The organism is Limnohabitans sp. 2KL-3 (assembly GCF_001269405.1).
Lineage (GTDB): Bacteria > Pseudomonadota > Gammaproteobacteria > Burkholderiales > Burkholderiaceae_C > Limnohabitans_A.
Window position 1 is genome coordinate 39,075 of sequence record NZ_CXON01000003.1, and the last position, 14,255, is coordinate 53,329.

The window sequence follows — 14,255 nt, forward strand, 5'->3', positions numbered from 1 at the left end:
TGAAGAGCATGTTCTGGATTTCTTCGCAAGCAGGCCAGGGAGTTGGTGTCTTTAAACCCACCAATGCGCCACCGTGATCAATCTGCTGAGTACAAAACCATCTCAGCTTGAGATCGCCCGCATCTCCGATGGGGTCAAAGCCTTGATTGCAGCCAAGCTGTTTGTGACCCGATGGATCACAACTGACGCGGCACAGGTGTTGCAGTCCATCTTTCACAAGCACTACAAGCTGCGTCGATCATTGGTGATGACCTCCATCAGAACTGGGGCATGTATTTGGGAAACATGACCATGATCAGCACCATTTTTGATCAGCTGATACACCACGGCACGATATTGGAGTTTGAGCACAATCGCTAGAGGCCCAAGAAGGCGGCAGATTGAGAATAGGACTGCAAAACCAAATGTAAAAAACGGGCAAGCGCCCTCCTGCTGCCAGAAGTTGAGTGCAAATCAATAGGCCAGAGAGTCAGGCTTGACTTTGGATTCCACTGTATTCATTCGGCCTTGATGTTGGCTTCCTTGATGACTTTGCCCCACTTGGCGTGGTCACTCTTGACCTTATCGACAGTCTGCGCGGGGGTCAGAAATTCTGCGTCGCAACCCAGCTGCTTGAATTGCTCTTGCAGATTTTTGTCCTCTCCCGCCTTGAGCAGCGCCTGTGACAGTCGCGTCACAACCTCCGGTGCCATGCCCGCCGGGCCCATCAGTTCAAACCAACCGGTGGAATCAAAACCTTTGTAGCCGAGCTCGTCCATGGTCGGAACATCCGGAAATGCGCCTGAGCGTTTTGGCGAAGTCACTGCCAAGGCACGCACCTTGCCGGACTTGTATGGCCCCACTGCCGCCGTCAATGAAGAAAAGAGCATGGGCACTTGGTTGCCCATCAGGTCAGTCATAGCCGGTGCTCCACCTTTGTAAGGAATATGCAACAGGTTAATGCCGGTAAAACTCTTGAGCAGTTCACCGGAAAAGTGATGCGGACCTGCAATGCCTGAGGTGCCGTAGCTCCATTTTTCCGGTTCCTTTTTTGCAGCGGCCACCACGTCGGACACGCTCTTGAACGGCGAAGAGGGATGCACCACCAAGACGCTTCCAGTGCTGCAAACATGGCCGATGTGGGTGAATGAGTTCAGGTGGTGGTACCCCACTTTGGTCAGGTGTGGCGCAGTGGTGAAGGGCCCGCCATCGGCAAAGTAAAGGGTGTAACCGTCAGGTGGTGCCTTGCTGATGAACTCTGCGGCCACCCCGCCAGCGGTGCCCGGTTTGGGTTCCACAATGATGGCTTGCCCCAGCAGCGGCTCGAGCACCCGCATGAGAGGACGGGCGGCAGCATCAGCAGCGCCGCCAGCGGTGTAGCCCAGCACGACGCGAATGGGTTTGTTGGGGTAACCCTGGGCTTGAGCTTGTGTGACCCCAACAGTGGCAAGGGTCAGCGCAATGGCGGTTATTTGCTTGATCATCCTGTGCTCCGAGTGGTTTGAGGGATAAAAATTTAGCCGTTTGATGAACCAATGCACCGAGTCTGCAAGAGCCGCGGATCAGTCGACTCGGACCACCAGCTTGCCAAGATGCTGGTTTCCCTGCATGCACTGCTGCGCAGCCGGCAGGTCATCGAGCGCGAAAACTTGGTCGACCAACGGCGTCACACGGCCATCGGCCAACATGGGCAGCAGGTCGCGCTCCAGGGCTTGAGCCGCAGCAATGCGGTGAGACATATTGCGCATCTTGTTGGATACACCGAACAGCTGCAAGCGCTTGCTGTGCAGCGCCCCGAGGTCGATGCGCGCGTCAACCTGGCCGTCGACATAGCCCACCATGGCCAGCCGTGCTTGGAAGCCCATGGCTTCGATGCATGCGGCAAAGACACTGCCGCCGACGGTGTTTACCACCAGGTCCACGCCCTGGTTTTGGGTGGCTTGCATGACGGCTGGGACGAAGTCGGGCGCTCGGGTGTGCAACGCAACGTCAAGGCCCAGCGCCTTCAGGCGCTCGAGTTTTTCCAGCGACCCAGAGGTGCCGATCACTCGCGCACCCAGAGCCTTGCCCACCTGCAGCGATGCCACACCCACGCCCGACGAGATGCCAGTCACCAGCATCGTTTCGCCTGCAGCCAAGCGGCCATGCGCCATCAAAGCTTCGTACACCGTGAGGAACACCACCGTTGTGGCGGCCGCCTGTTCCCAGGTCAGGCGCACGGGCGCTGAAAACACTTCCTCGGCATTCATGCAACCGTGTTCGGCAAAAGCGCCGTCGCAGCGGCCCATGACCCGATCACCCAGTTTCCAGCGCGTGACACCTGCGCCCAGCGCCGTCACTTCGCCCGCTGCCTCGAAACCCGCAGGCCGTGCCGTAGCCGCCGTGTGCAGGCCGTGGCCCGCGATGAACTCACCACGGTTGAGAGCAGCCGCTCGGATGCGAATGCCCACCTGACCGGGCCCTGGTTGCGGTACAGGTACGTCTCGCATGTCGAGCGACATTTCTACACCGGCTGTGCGGATCCACCAAGATTTCATGTTGTTTCTCCTATTCGCGTGGAATTTTCGCTTCGCGGATGACGCGCGTCCAGCGATCAATGGCTGCGCGCAGTTCAGCTCCGAAGTCGTCGCCGATGCTCGGCTCCACATCAAAACCTGCGCTGCGCAGTTTGTTCAGCAACTCTGGATCTCGCAGCACCTGCGCAGACGCCAGTTGCAGCCGGGTGATGATGGGTCGCGGAACGGCAGAAGCTGCCACCACGCCGTACCAGACTTCGTAGCGTTGCATGTTCAAGCCCGATTCGACCAGTGTCGGCACATCTGGCGCCTGCGGTGAGCGCTTGTCACCGGTGATGGCCAGTCCGCGCAGTCGGCCTGAGTTGAAGTGCGGCACCATCGGTGACAAGGTCGAGATGATGAAGTCCACCTGTCCTCCCACCGCATCCGCCGTTGCTGGCGCGGACCCTTTGTAGGGTATGTTGGTGAATTTCGCACCAGTCTGGATCGCAATCAGCTGCCCAAACAGGTGAGGGCCGGTGCCAACGCCGGGCGAAGCGTAATTGAGGTTTTTGGTCCGACCCATGGCGATCAGCTCTTGGATCGTCTTTACCCCTAGGCTGGGATGTACCGCAATGGCGGCGGCATTGCTGGCCACCTTGGCGATCGGTACGAAGTCTTTGAGTGAGTCGTAGCGGATCTCCTTGAACATCAGCGGGTTGGTGGCCAAGAACTCGTTGGCGAAAAGCAGCGTGTATCCGTCGGCAGGCGCTCGTACCACCAGTTCGGCACCGATGTTGCCGCTGGCTCCTGGCTTGTTGTCGATCAGCACTGGCTGCCCCAGCAGTGCCGACAACTTCTCTGCGTACGTTCGAGCGGCGACGTCTGCACCACCGCCTGGAGGGAATGGGACCACCAGTTTGATCGGCCGATCGGGCCAATTTTGGGCCGATGCACCCATGGCCATGGTGGCAAGGAGAATCATCAGTCCACGGCGGCTGCGGTGGAAAATTGGATACAACATGGTTGATCTCCTGTGAGCGATTCAGCCCATTACCGGAATTTTCTCGTCTACGGTGTAGAAAAAACTTAAGCGATCAAATCCATTATTGCACCGATTTTGAAATCCCAAGAACCATCTTTCAAGTTGCACATCGGGGTTGTGTTGCCCCTAAGGACTCAAAAATAGTAAGCCCGCAGTGCGTTTTCGTCGGGGTTGCAAGGTCTGGTTGCTGGACACCCTACAAAGCAAACGCAGCGCGTCCACCAGCAAGTTTCTACACTATTGCCAAAATTAGTGATTTTTGTTAATTTGTAGTTTTTTTGCTTGCGGGACACCTATGCGAAATTTGATCGGCTTGTTTTCGGTCGCACTCATCACAATGAGTTCATCTGCTTTTGCCGCCACATGTGATGCACAAGCTGCCGAAAAGAAACTGGTGGGTGCTGCCAAAAACAGCTATGTCACCAAATGTGAAAAAGACGCAGCAGCAACTCTCGCCACTGCCACATCCACATGTGAAGCACAAGCCTCTGAGAAAAAGCTGGCGGGTGCTGCCAAGAACAGCTTCACAAAGAAATGCATCAAGGATGCAACGGGTGGTTGATTTTTAAGGGGCAGACGGGCTTCAAAAAAGCCACGAGCGCTTTTCTTCTTGGCCTCTCTGGGCCGAGTACTGGACTCGCTCGGATACTCGCATTGTTTTTGAAGCAAGGCACAGCGCTTGCTGATTCAGAGCAGGGGCAATAAGCCATGAAGCATCGACACAATGCGAGCGTCACTGCTCAGACATTGAATGCTGGATGCTTGACTGTTCCGTCATCTATCGAAAAAACCGTGCTCCGAAGTGAACCTGAATGCATCACTCTGGAATAAAAAAAGCACCTTGAAAAAAATTTCAAGGTGCTTTTTGATCGGGTGTTTTTGGTGGGCAGTACAAGTTTCGAACTTGTGACCCCTGCAGTGTGAATGCAGTGCTCTACCCCTGAGCTAACCGCCCTACGCCTCTCAGCGAAGAATTCGATTATGGCATAAAAAAATTCGATTACAGAAAACAGGCTTCAAAATTTCAGCAATTTTTTTAAACCGCCGCAAGTTGACGCCATACGGTTTTTCCTCCGCTCGATTTATCAAGCTGGACCAAGACCTCATCGTGCGCGGCCAACTCCTGAACATTGGCGGGCAACACGGGCAAGACATAGGTGCTCAAATCGACCTGCACCACCACAGTCTGCGTATCAGTGGGCGTGTCACCTGCATCGATCAACAATGCCTCTTGCCCCCGAGTCATGTTGATGTAGACATCGGCCAGCAGCTCGGCGTCGAGCAAAGCGCCGTGCAGGGTGCGACCGGAATTATCGACTTCGAGGCGGTCACACAGCGAGTCGAGGCTGTTGCGTTTGCCGGGGAACATTTCCTTGGCCATGGCCAGGGTGTCGATGACGCCGCTGACATAAGCCTTCAAAGGCTTTTTGCCAACGCGTTCGAGTTCCTTGTTCAGAAAGCCAATGTCAAACGCGGCGTTGTGGATGATCAATTCCGCATCGGCCAGGTAATTCAGGATGTCATCGGCCAACTGAGCGAACTTGGGTTTGTCTCGCAAGAACTCGTTGCTGATGCCGTGCACTCTGAGGGCGTCTTCGTGGCTGTCGCGCTCGGGGTTGAAATAAAAATGCAAGTTGTTGCCGGTGAGCTTGCGGGCATACAACTCCACACAACCGAGCTCGATGATGCGGTCGCCGCCCTCGGCTGAGAGGCCGGTGGTTTCGGTGTCCAGAACGATTTGACGCATGGCTTGCAGCTCCGGCTCAGTGCAGTTCTTTGGCGTGGTTGATGGTGTAGCGCGGGATCTCGATGACCAGATCGCTCTTGGCCACAAAGGCCTGGCAGCTCAGGCGCGAGTTGGGCTCCAGGCCCCAAGCGCGGTCAAGCAGGTCTTCTTCGGTTTCTTCCATCTCATTGAGGCTGTTGAAGCCTTCGCGCACCACCACATGGCAGGTGGTGCAGGCGGCGCTCATGTCGCAGGCGTGCTCGATGTTGATGTGGTTGTCGAGCAGCGCTTCACAGATGCTGGTGCCCGCTGGCGCGGTGATCTCGGCACCTTGGGGGCAATACTCGGCGTGGGGCAGGATTTTGATGACGGGCATAAGAGTCTTCTGAATTCAGGACAGGTCGGGCTTACAAGGCCTGGATGTTTTGACCGGCCAGGGCTTTCTGGATGCTGTGGTTCATGCGCTCAGCGGCAAAGGCTTCGGTGCCTTTGGCCAGCGCTTGGGTGCAGTCTTCCAATGCCTTGGCGTCTTGTTCGGTTTGCAAGGCGGCTTGCAATGTGGCCATGAGTGCGTCGATGGCGCTGCGCTCTGACGCTTGCAGCAAATCGCCGTCGGCTGTCAAGGCGCTGCGCGTGGCCAGCAGCATGCGATCGGCATCGACCCGCGCCTCAACCAAGGCACGCGCCTTCATGTCGGCTTGCGCGGTGGTGAAGCTTTCTTGCAGCATGGTGGCGATCTGGTCGTCGCTCAGGCCATACGAGGGCTTGACGTCGATGCGCGCTTCGACACCGCTGATTTGCTCTTTGGCACCCACGTTCAGCAGGCCATCGGCGTCCACCGTGAAGGTCACGCGGATACGGGCGGCGCCTGCGGCCATGGGCGGGATGCCGCGCAGCTCAAAGCGGGCCAGACTGCGGCAGTCTTGCACCAGGTCGCGCTCGCCCTGCACCACATGCAGCGCCAGCGCGGTTTGGCCATCTTGGTAGGTGGTGAAGTCCTGCGCCATGGCGGTGGGAATGGTCTGGTTGCGCGGGATGATGCGCTCGACCAAACCGCCCATGGTTTCGATGCCCAACGACAGCGGGATCACATCGAGCAACAACAATTCGCCTGCGGCGTTGTTGCCTGCCAGCTGGTTGGCCTGAATGGCCGCGCCCAAGGCCACGACTTCGTCGGGGTTGAGGTTGTTGAGCGGGGCTTGACCAAAAAAGTCAGCCACGGCTTGCTGGATTTGCGGCATGCGGGTGGAGCCGCCCACCATGACCACGCCTTGTACATCGTCTTTGGCCAGCTGCGCATCGCGCAGGGCCTTGCGCACGGCGGTGACGCAGCGGGCCGTTAGGGCCTGGGTGGCTTGCTCGAAATCAGCGCGGCTGATTTGCGCCGACAAAGCGCCAGTGGACAGGACCACATCCAGGCTGGCCGTGTCTGCGCTGGTCAAGGCTTCTTTAGCCGCACGGGCTGCCCCCTTGAGCCGGGTTTTGTCTTCGGCCGTAGCGGCTTGCAAGCCGGGCTGCTGGGACATGGCGAAGTCGGCCAAGGCCTGGTCGTAATCGTCACCGCCCAAGGCCGAGTCGCCGCCTGTAGACAGCACTTCAAATACGCCTTGCGTGAGGCGCAAGATGGAAATATCGAAAGTGCCGCCGCCCAAATCGAACACGGCATAGACACCTTCGCTCGCGTTGTCCAGGCCATAGGCAATGGCCGCTGCGGTGGGTTCGTTGATCAGGCGCAGCACATTCAGGCCCGCCAGTTGCGCGGCGTCTTTGGTGGCCTGGCGCTGGGCATCGTCAAAGTAGGCGGGCACGGTGATCACGGCGCCGTACAGGTCGTCGTTGAAGGTGTCTTCGGCGCGGTAACGCAAGGTGGCCAAGATTTCGGCGCTCACCTCGACGGGCGACTTGGGGCCTTGCACCGTCTGGATGGAGAGCATGCCTTGCTCACTGGCAACGAACTCATAAGGCAGTTTGCTGCGGTCGGCGATGTCGTTCAGGCCTCGCCCCATGAAGCGCTTGACCGAAGCGATGGTGTTGACCGGGTCGGAAGCGGCAGACGCCACAGCGTCAAAACCGATCTGGCGGCCCTGGCCCGGCATGAAGCGCACCACCGAAGGCAAGATCACCCGACCATCGTCGTCGGGCAGGCATTCGGACACGCCATTGCGCACCGAAGCCACCAGCGAGTGCGTGGTGCCCAAGTCAATGCCCACCGCGATGCGGCGCTGGTGCGGGTCGGGCGACTGGCCCGGTTCAGAAATCTGCAGTAACGCCATGGTCAATCAGGGATGGTGTTCAAGTCGCCCACCTGCATGAGGCGCTGCGACCCGAGGGTCAAGTCAATCGGTCGAGTTTAGCGTTCACTTCTTGCGTGAAGCGCTCAATGAACATGAGCGCCCTCACCTGCCCCACGGCCTGCGCAGGGTCTTTGGCCACATCCAGCAAATCGCCCAGCGTTTGCTGCACACGGCGCTGCTCGGCAGCCACTTCCTCCGCCAAGGATTCGAGGCCTTGGGCGCTGCCCGTGTCTTCGAGGTTTTCGCGCCATTCCATTTGCTGCATCAAGAATGCGGCGGGCATGGCCGTGTTGTTTTCGGCCTGCACGGGCGCACCTTGTAACTCGCACAAATAGGCGGCACGTTTGAGCGGGTCTTTCAGGCGCTGGTACGCCTCGTTGATGCGCACCGACCACTGCATGGCGATGCGCTGGGCGGCTGCGCCTTCGGCCGCAAAGCGGTCGGGGTGGGCTTCGCGTTGCAAGGCCTTCCAGCGGGCGTCGAGCTGAGCGCGGTCCTGTGCGTACTGCACCGGCACATCAAACAGCTCGAAGTCGTTGGCTTGGAGGGAAATCACGCGCAAAAACTCACACTCGGCTCAAACACGGAACGACTCACCGCAACCGCAACGGTCACGCTCGTTGGGGTTGTTGAAGCGAAAGCCCTCGTTCAGGCCTTCGCGCACAAAGTCGAGTTCGGTGCCGTCGATGTAGGCCAGGCTTTTGGGGTCCACCAGCACCTTGACGCCGTGGCCTTCAAAGACCACGTCTTCCGGGGCGATCTCGTCCACGTACTCGAGCTTGTAGGCCAGGCCCGAGCAGCCCGTGGTCTTGACCCCCAGGCGTACACCAACACCCGAGCCACGTTTGGCCAGGTATCGGGTCACATGCCGAGCTGCGGCAGCAGACAGTGAGATGGCCATGTCAGTTCAGGTGTTTCTTTTTGTAGTCGTCCACTGCAGCCTTGATGGCGTCTTCGGCCAAGATGGAGCAGTGAATCTTGACGGGCGGCAGCGCCAGCTCTTCGGCGATCTGGCTGTTCTTCAGGGCTGCCGCTTCATCCAGCGTCTTGCCCTTGACCCATTCGGTGACGAGTGAGCTGGAGGCGATGGCCGAACCGCAACCGTAGGTCTTGAAGCGTGCGTCTTCGATCACGCCGGTTGTCGGGTTGACCTTGATCTGCAGCTTCATCACGTCGCCGCAAGCCGGTGCACCGACCATGCCGGTGCCCACGCTGTCGTCGCCCTTGTCAAAAGAGCCCACGTTGCGGGGGTTTTCGTAGTGGTCAACCACTTTTTCAGAATATGCCATGGTGTTTTCTCCGTATTCAGGTCAGTGTGAACTCAGTGGGCAGCCCACTGGATGGTGCTCAGATCGATGCCATCTTTGTGCATTTCCCACAGGGGGCTCAAGTCACGCAGCTTGGCCACATTCTCGCGGATGGTCTGGATCGCGTAGTCGATGTCTTCTTCGGTGGTCCAGCGGCCAATCGTCATGCGCAGGCTGCTGTGGGCCAGCTCGTCGCTGCGGCCCAGGGCGCGCAAAACATAGCTGGGCTCCAGGCTGGCCGAGGTGCAGGCCGAACCGGACGACACCGCCAAGCCCTTGATGCCCATGATCAGCGATTCGCCTTCGACGAAGTTGAAGCTCATGTTGATGTTGTGCGGCACACGCTGGGTGGCGTGGCCATTCAAAAACACCTGCTCCATGTCGCTCAGGCCGTTGATCAGGCGGTCGTGCAAGGCGCGGGCTTTGGCGTTGTCTTGCGCCATTTCCAGTTTAGCGATGCGGAACGCTTCGCCCATGCCCACGCACTGGTGGGTGGGCAAGGTGCCCGAGCGCATGCCGCGCTCGTGACCACCGCCATGCATTTGTGCTTCCAGGCGAATGCGCGGTTTGCGGCGTACATACAAAGCGCCGATGCCTTTGGGGCCATAGGTTTTGTGCGAGGCCAAGCTCATCAAGTCGATGGGCAGTTGGGTCATATCGATCTCGACCTTGCCCGTGGCTTGCGCCGCATCGACGTGGAAGACGATGCCTTTTTCGCGGCACAGGTTGCCAATGGCGGTCACGTCCTGGATCACGCCGATTTCGTTGTTCACGAACATCACGCTGATGAGAATGGTATCGGGGCGGATGGCGGCTTTGAGCGCATCCATGTTCAGCAAGCCATCGGCCTGCACATCGAGGTAAGTGACTTCAAAACCCTGGCGCTCGAGCTCACGCATGGTGTCCAGCACGGCTTTGTGCTCGGTCTTGACGGTGATCAGGTGCTTGCCGCGCGACTTGTAAAACTGGGCTGCGCCCTTGATCGCCAGGTTGTTCGATTCGGTGGCACCGCTGGTCCAGACGATTTCGCGGGGGTCGGCACCAATCAGGTCAGCCACTTGCTCGCGGGCGGTTTCAACGGCCGCCTCGGCTTCCCAACCCCAGGCGTGGCTGCGGGATGCTGGGTTGCCAAAGTGCTCACGCAGCCAAGGGATGATAGCGTCCACCACGCGGGGGTCACAGGGATTGGTCGCGCCGTAATCAAGGTAAATGGGGAAATGAGGTGTAGTCATGGTCTGGTCTGCTTCGGTAATCAGGATTTGGCGAACATATTGCCCAAGTCAAAGACCGAGTTGGGCACATTCACACGGATCGGTTGGCTGATGGGCATGGGGGCAATGGCACGCTTGAGGCTGGGCTTGTTTTCAACGACCAAGCCTTTGGCCAATTGATCGTCCACCAGCTTTTGCAGCGACACCGAATCCAGAAATTCCACCATTTTGGAATTGAGGGAAGCCCACAGGTCGTGCGTCATGCAGCGGCCATCGCCGCCGTTGCAATTTTCTTTACCGCCGCAGTGGGTGGCGTCAATCGGCTCGTCAACCGACAAAATGATGTCGGCGACAGTGATTTCGGTGGATTTGCGGCCCAGGGTGTAACCGCCGCCGGGTCCACGGGTGGACTCGACCAGGTTGTGGCGGCGCAGCTTGCCAAACAATTGCTCTAGATAAGACAGTGAAATCTGTTGACGCTGGCTGATGGCGGCCAAGGTCACGGGGCCAGCGTCTTGGCGCAGAGCCAAATCGATCATGGCCGTCACGGCAAAACGGCCTTTGGTGGTTAAACGCATGGCAGACTCCTGAGGTGGGGGGAAGGTCGTCGAAGCCTGACTGATCAGGTTCCCGACTAAACGAGTCAAGTATACCCCAATCCCGATTAAATCACTCGGGTTATAGGGTCATTCAGGCCCGGATCAAAGGCACGATGTTGTCGCCACCGGTTGCACCAAAGGCCTGCTCTTTCAAAATGGTCAACTGGTCCCGCACTTGGGCGGCTTTTTCGAACTCCAGGTTGCGGGCGTGCTCCATCATCTGCTTTTCCAATTGCTTGATGGCCCGGGCAATGTCTTTCTCGCTCATGTCTTCGACTTTGGCTTTTTGCATGGCCGCTTGTTCCAGACGCTCAGCCTCTTTGCCCGATTTTTCGCTGTAGACACCGTCGATCAGGTCTTTCACCTTTTTCACAATGCTCTTGGGCGTGATGCCCATGGCCTCGTTGTGCGCCAATTGCTTAATGCGGCGGCGCTCGGTCTCGCCCATGGCTTTTTTCATGGACTCGGTGATGCGGTCAGCGTACAAAATCGCCCGGCCGTTCAGGTTGCGGGCTGCGCGGCCAATGGTCTGGATCAGGCTGCGCTCGGCCCGCAAAAAGCCTTCTTTGTCGGCATCCAAAATGGCGACCAGCGATACCTCGGGAATGTCCAGGCCTTCGCGCAGCAGGTTGATGCCCACCAGCACATCAAAAGCGCCCAGGCGCAGGTCTCGCAAAATCTCGACCCGCTCCACCGTGTCCACATCGCTGTGCAGGTAACGCACCTTCACGCCGTTGTCGCTCAAATATTCGGTCAACTGCTCGGCCATGCGTTTGGTGAGGGTGGTGATCAGCACCCGTTCGTGCTTTTCGACCCGGATGCGGATTTCCTGCAGCACGTCGTCCACCTGGTGCGTAGCGGGACGCACCTCGACCTGCGGGTCCACCAGGCCTGTGGGGCGCACGACTTGCTCGACCACTTTGCCCGAATGCGTCTTTTCATAATCAGCGGGAGTGGCCGAGACGAAGATGCATTGGCGCATGCGTTTTTCAAACTCTTCGAATTTGAGCGGTCGGTTGTCCAGCGCGCTGGGCAGGCGAAAGCCGTATTCGACCAGCGTGGTCTTGCGGGCCTTGTCGCCGTTGTACATGGCATTGAGCTGGCCGATCATCTGGTGGCTTTCGTCCAGAAACATGATCGCGTCGGGTGGCATGTAGTCGGTCAGAGTGCTGGGCGGGTCACCGGGGGCAGCGCCCGACAAATGGCGGGTGTAGTTCTCAATGCCTTTGCAGTGGCCGACTTCGGACAACATTTCCAAATCGAACCGGGTGCGCTGCTCCAGGCGCTGGGCTTCGACCAGCTTGCCCATGCCCAACAATTCTTTGAGGCGCTGGGCCAACTCCAGCTTGATGGTCTCCACCGCCGCCAGCACCTTGTCACGCGGCGTCACATAGTGGCTGGACGGGTAGACCGTGAAGCGCGGAATCTTCTGGCGGATGCGACCGGTGAGCGGGTCAAACAGCTGCAAGCTCTCGATCTCGTCGTCAAACAGCTCAATGCGGATGGCCAGCTCGGAGTGTTCGGCTGGGAAAACGTCGATGGTGTCGCCCCGCACCCGGAACTTGCCGCGTGAAAACTCCATGTCGTTGCGCTGGTACTGCATGCGGATCAGCTGGGCGATCACATCGCGCTGCCCCAGCTTGTCGCCGGTGCGCAGCGTCATGATCATGCGGTGGTAGCTCTCGGGCTCGCCAATGCCGTAGATGGCCGACACCGTGGCCACGATCACCACATCGCGCCGCTCCATGATGCTTTTGGTACACGACAGGCGCATCTGCTCGATGTGCTCGTTGATCGCGCTGTCTTTCTCGATGAACAAATCGCGCTGCGGCACATAGGCCTCGGGCTGGTAATAGTCGTAGTAACTAACGAAATACTCGACGGCGTTCTTGGGGAAAAACTCGCGAAACTCGCTGTACAGCTGCGCCGCCAGTGTCTTGTTGGGCGCGAACACGATGGCCGGACGCCCCAGCTGGGCGATCACATTGGCCATGGTGAAGGTCTTGCCCGAGCCGGTCACGCCCAGCAGGGTCTGGAACACCTCGCCGTCATGGACGCCTTCAACCAGCTGCTCAATGGCCACGGGCTGGTCACCTGCAGGCGGGTAAGGCTGGTAGAGCTCAAACGGAGAGCCCGGGTAGCTGATGAACTTCCCCTCAGCGTACTTGTCCACATCAGACACAACTTCTACAACGGGGGCTTCGGGCACGGTGGTCATCTTTGTAAGGACCGCCTGGCCAAACCAGACGGCGGGGGCCGTTAAAATCAGGGTCAACCCGAAAGCCTAACCGAGGAACGGGTTTTCTGCCACCACTGAACACAATCCAAGGACTTTCCATGTCTCTGTTTTCCGCCGTCGAAATGGCCCCCCGCGACCCGATCCTGGGTCTGAACGAGCAATACAACGCCGACACCAACCCCAACAAAGTGAACCTGGGCGTGGGCGTGTACTTCGACGACAACGGCAAACTGCCCCTGCTGCAATGCGTGCAAGCGGCCGAGAAAACCATGATGGCCACCCCCACCGCCCGTGGCTACCTGCCGATTGACGGCATCGTGGCCTACGACAACGCCGTCAAGGCGCTGGTGTTTGGTGCTGAATCTGACGTGGTCAAGTCCGGTCGCGTGTCCACCGTGCAGGCCATCGGCGGCACGGGCGGCCTGAAAATTGGTGCCGACTTCCTGAAGAAAGTCAGCCCCAATGCGAAAGTGCTGATTTCTGACCCCAGCTGGGAAAACCACCGCGCCATTTTTGTGAACGCGGGCTTTGAAGTCGGCACCTATGCCTACTACGATGCCGAAAAACGCGGCGTGAACTTCGACGGCATGCTGGCCAGCTTGAACGCTGCTGACGAGGGCACCATCGTTGTGCTGCACGCTTGCTGCCACAACCCCACGGGTTATGACATCACCGACGCCCAGTGGGACCAGGTGATTGCGGTGGTGAAGGCCAAGAGCCTGACCGCCTTCCTCGACATGGCTTATCAAGGTTTTGGCCACGGCATTGCCGAAGACGGTGCCGTGATCGGCAAGTTTGTGGCTGCGGGCCTGAACATCTTTGTGTCGACCTCTTTCTCCAAGAGCTTCAGTTTGTACGGCGAGCGCGTGGGCGCCCTGTCGGTGGTGGCTTCTGACAAAGAAGAAGCATCCCGCGTGCTGTCGCAATTGAAAATTGCCATCCGCACCAACTACTCCAACCCACCCATCCACGGCGGCGCGGTGGTGGCGGCTGTGTTGAACAACCCTGAGTTGCGTGCCCAGTGGGAGCAAGAACTGGCCGAAATGCGTATTCGCATCAAGGCGATGCGCCAAAAACTGGTGGACAGCCTCAAAGCAGCGGGTGTTCAGCAAGACATGAGTTTCATCACCAGCCAGATCGGCATGTTCAGCTACTCGGGCCTGACCAAAGACCAGATGGTGCGTCTGCGCAGCGAGTTTGGCGTGTACGGCACCGACACCGGCCGCATGTGCGTGGCCGCGCTCAACAGCAAAAACATCGACTACGTGTGCGCAGCCATCGCCAAAGTCGTCTAAATCCCGCTTTAAGCTGACATTCGGCTTGCAACCGCCCCTGACGGGGCGGTTTCTTTTTGGTCGGT

General features: G+C 58.6%; 15 protein-coding genes and 1 tRNA gene. 3 read left to right on the forward strand and 13 right to left on the reverse strand.

Going from position 1 to position 14,255, the window contains the following annotated elements:
• The first annotated feature begins 73 nt into the window (after positions 1-73).
• A complete protein-coding gene (locus AMM41_RS04930; protein WP_089953818.1) occupies positions 74-289 on the forward strand; it encodes a hypothetical protein in 216 nt (71 codons plus the stop codon).
• A gap of 208 nt (positions 290-497) precedes the next feature.
• Here AMM41_RS04930 and AMM41_RS04935 read toward each other — a convergent pair whose 3' ends face one another.
• The 3 genes from AMM41_RS04935 to AMM41_RS04945 form a co-directional block, all read right to left on the reverse strand.
• On the reverse strand, positions 498-1,463 hold the full coding sequence (locus AMM41_RS04935) for a Bug family tripartite tricarboxylate transporter substrate binding protein (RefSeq protein ID WP_089953820.1): 966 nt from the start codon (positions 1,461-1,463) through the stop codon (positions 498-500).
• 78 nt (positions 1,464-1,541) lie between these two features.
• The gene (locus AMM41_RS04940) at positions 1,542-2,516 is read right to left on the reverse strand and encodes a quinone oxidoreductase family protein (RefSeq protein ID WP_089953823.1); all 975 of its coding nucleotides are present in this window, start codon (positions 2,514-2,516) and stop codon (positions 1,542-1,544) included.
• A 10-nt stretch (positions 2,517-2,526) separates the two neighbouring features.
• Positions 2,527-3,498, reverse strand: coding sequence for a Bug family tripartite tricarboxylate transporter substrate binding protein (locus AMM41_RS04945; RefSeq protein ID WP_089953825.1), 972 nt, complete (start codon positions 3,496-3,498; stop codon positions 2,527-2,529).
• 316 nt (positions 3,499-3,814) lie between these two features.
• On the opposite strand from AMM41_RS04945, the gene AMM41_RS04950 reads away from it, so the two are divergent.
• Complete coding sequence (locus AMM41_RS04950) at positions 3,815-4,081, forward strand: hypothetical protein (protein ID WP_089953827.1); 267 nt, start codon at positions 3,815-3,817, stop codon at positions 4,079-4,081.
• A 318-nt stretch (positions 4,082-4,399) separates the two neighbouring features.
• On the opposite strand, the gene AMM41_RS04955 is transcribed toward AMM41_RS04950, so the two are convergent.
• The 10 genes from AMM41_RS04955 to uvrB form a co-directional block, all read right to left on the reverse strand.
• Positions 4,400-4,474, reverse strand: a tRNA-Val gene (locus AMM41_RS04955).
• Between the two features lie 81 nt (positions 4,475-4,555).
• On the reverse strand, positions 4,556-5,266 hold the full coding sequence (gene dnaQ, locus AMM41_RS04960) for a DNA polymerase III subunit epsilon (protein WP_089953830.1): 711 nt from the start codon (positions 5,264-5,266) through the stop codon (positions 4,556-4,558).
• A 16-nt stretch (positions 5,267-5,282) separates the two neighbouring features.
• Positions 5,283-5,621, reverse strand: a complete 339-nt coding sequence (gene fdx, locus AMM41_RS04965) for an ISC system 2Fe-2S type ferredoxin (RefSeq protein WP_089953833.1) — start codon at positions 5,619-5,621, stop codon at positions 5,283-5,285.
• A gap of 31 nt (positions 5,622-5,652) precedes the next feature.
• Entirely contained in the window at positions 5,653-7,518 is a 1,866-nt protein-coding gene (gene hscA / locus AMM41_RS04970) for a Fe-S protein assembly chaperone HscA (RefSeq protein WP_089953836.1), read from the reverse strand.
• Between the two features lie 58 nt (positions 7,519-7,576).
• A complete protein-coding gene (gene hscB, locus AMM41_RS04975; protein ID WP_194944644.1) occupies positions 7,577-8,092 on the reverse strand; it encodes a Fe-S protein assembly co-chaperone HscB in 516 nt (171 codons plus the stop codon).
• Positions 8,093-8,116: 24 nt separating this feature from the next.
• Positions 8,117-8,440 carry an iron-sulfur cluster assembly protein IscA gene (gene iscA / locus AMM41_RS04980; RefSeq protein WP_019425275.1) on the reverse strand — a complete coding sequence of 108 codons (324 nt, stop codon included), beginning with the start codon at positions 8,438-8,440 and terminating at the stop codon, positions 8,117-8,119.
• A gap of 1 nt (position 8,441) precedes the next feature.
• Positions 8,442-8,828 (reverse strand): Fe-S cluster assembly scaffold IscU, encoded by a 387-nt coding sequence (gene iscU / locus AMM41_RS04985; protein WP_062405706.1) that lies wholly within the window; start codon positions 8,826-8,828, stop codon positions 8,442-8,444.
• Between the two features lie 32 nt (positions 8,829-8,860).
• The gene (locus AMM41_RS04990; RefSeq protein ID WP_089953841.1) at positions 8,861-10,078 is read right to left on the reverse strand and encodes an IscS subfamily cysteine desulfurase; all 1,218 of its coding nucleotides are present in this window, start codon (positions 10,076-10,078) and stop codon (positions 8,861-8,863) included.
• Positions 10,079-10,098: 20 nt separating this feature from the next.
• Positions 10,099-10,635, reverse strand: a complete 537-nt coding sequence (iscR, locus tag AMM41_RS04995) for a Fe-S cluster assembly transcriptional regulator IscR (protein ID WP_089953845.1) — start codon at positions 10,633-10,635, stop codon at positions 10,099-10,101.
• Positions 10,636-10,747: 112 nt separating this feature from the next.
• Entirely contained in the window at positions 10,748-12,865 is a 2,118-nt protein-coding gene (uvrB, locus tag AMM41_RS05000; RefSeq protein WP_304438324.1) for an excinuclease ABC subunit UvrB, read from the reverse strand.
• A gap of 128 nt (positions 12,866-12,993) precedes the next feature.
• On the opposite strand from uvrB, the gene AMM41_RS05005 reads away from it, so the two are divergent.
• A complete protein-coding gene (locus AMM41_RS05005; RefSeq protein ID WP_089953851.1) occupies positions 12,994-14,190 on the forward strand; it encodes an amino acid aminotransferase in 1,197 nt (398 codons plus the stop codon).
• The last annotated feature ends 65 nt before the right edge of the window (positions 14,191-14,255 follow it).

What these genes read in the sequence shown, in the direction of transcription:
- iscU (WP_062405706.1), bottom strand. Translation starts at nt 8,828, where the DNA reads ATGGCATATTCTGAAAAAGTGGTTGACCACTACGAAAACCCCCGCAAC.
- dnaQ (WP_089953830.1), bottom strand. Translation starts at nt 5,266, where the DNA reads ATGCGTCAAATCGTTCTGGACACCGAAACCACCGGCCTCTCAGCCGAG.
- AMM41_RS04950 (WP_089953827.1), top strand. Translation starts at nt 3,815, where the DNA reads ATGCGAAATTTGATCGGCTTGTTTTCGGTCGCACTCATCACAATGAGT.
- AMM41_RS04940 (WP_089953823.1), bottom strand. Translation starts at nt 2,516, where the DNA reads ATGAAATCTTGGTGGATCCGCACAGCCGGTGTAGAAATGTCGCTCGAC.
- AMM41_RS04990 (WP_089953841.1), bottom strand. Translation starts at nt 10,078, where the DNA reads ATGACTACACCTCATTTCCCCATTTACCTTGATTACGGCGCGACCAAT.
- hscA (WP_089953836.1), bottom strand. Translation starts at nt 7,518, where the DNA reads ATGGCGTTACTGCAGATTTCTGAACCGGGCCAGTCGCCCGACCCGCAC.
- AMM41_RS04945 (WP_089953825.1), bottom strand. Translation starts at nt 3,498, where the DNA reads ATGTTGTATCCAATTTTCCACCGCAGCCGCCGTGGACTGATGATTCTC.
- AMM41_RS04935 (WP_089953820.1), bottom strand. Translation starts at nt 1,463, where the DNA reads ATGATCAAGCAAATAACCGCCATTGCGCTGACCCTTGCCACTGTTGGG.
- AMM41_RS05005 (WP_089953851.1), top strand. Translation starts at nt 12,994, where the DNA reads ATGTCTCTGTTTTCCGCCGTCGAAATGGCCCCCCGCGACCCGATCCTG.
- fdx (WP_089953833.1), bottom strand. Translation starts at nt 5,621, where the DNA reads ATGCCCGTCATCAAAATCCTGCCCCACGCCGAGTATTGCCCCCAAGGT.
- iscA (WP_019425275.1), bottom strand. Translation starts at nt 8,440, where the DNA reads ATGGCCATCTCACTGTCTGCTGCCGCAGCTCGGCATGTGACCCGATAC.
- iscR (WP_089953845.1), bottom strand. Translation starts at nt 10,635, where the DNA reads ATGCGTTTAACCACCAAAGGCCGTTTTGCCGTGACGGCCATGATCGAT.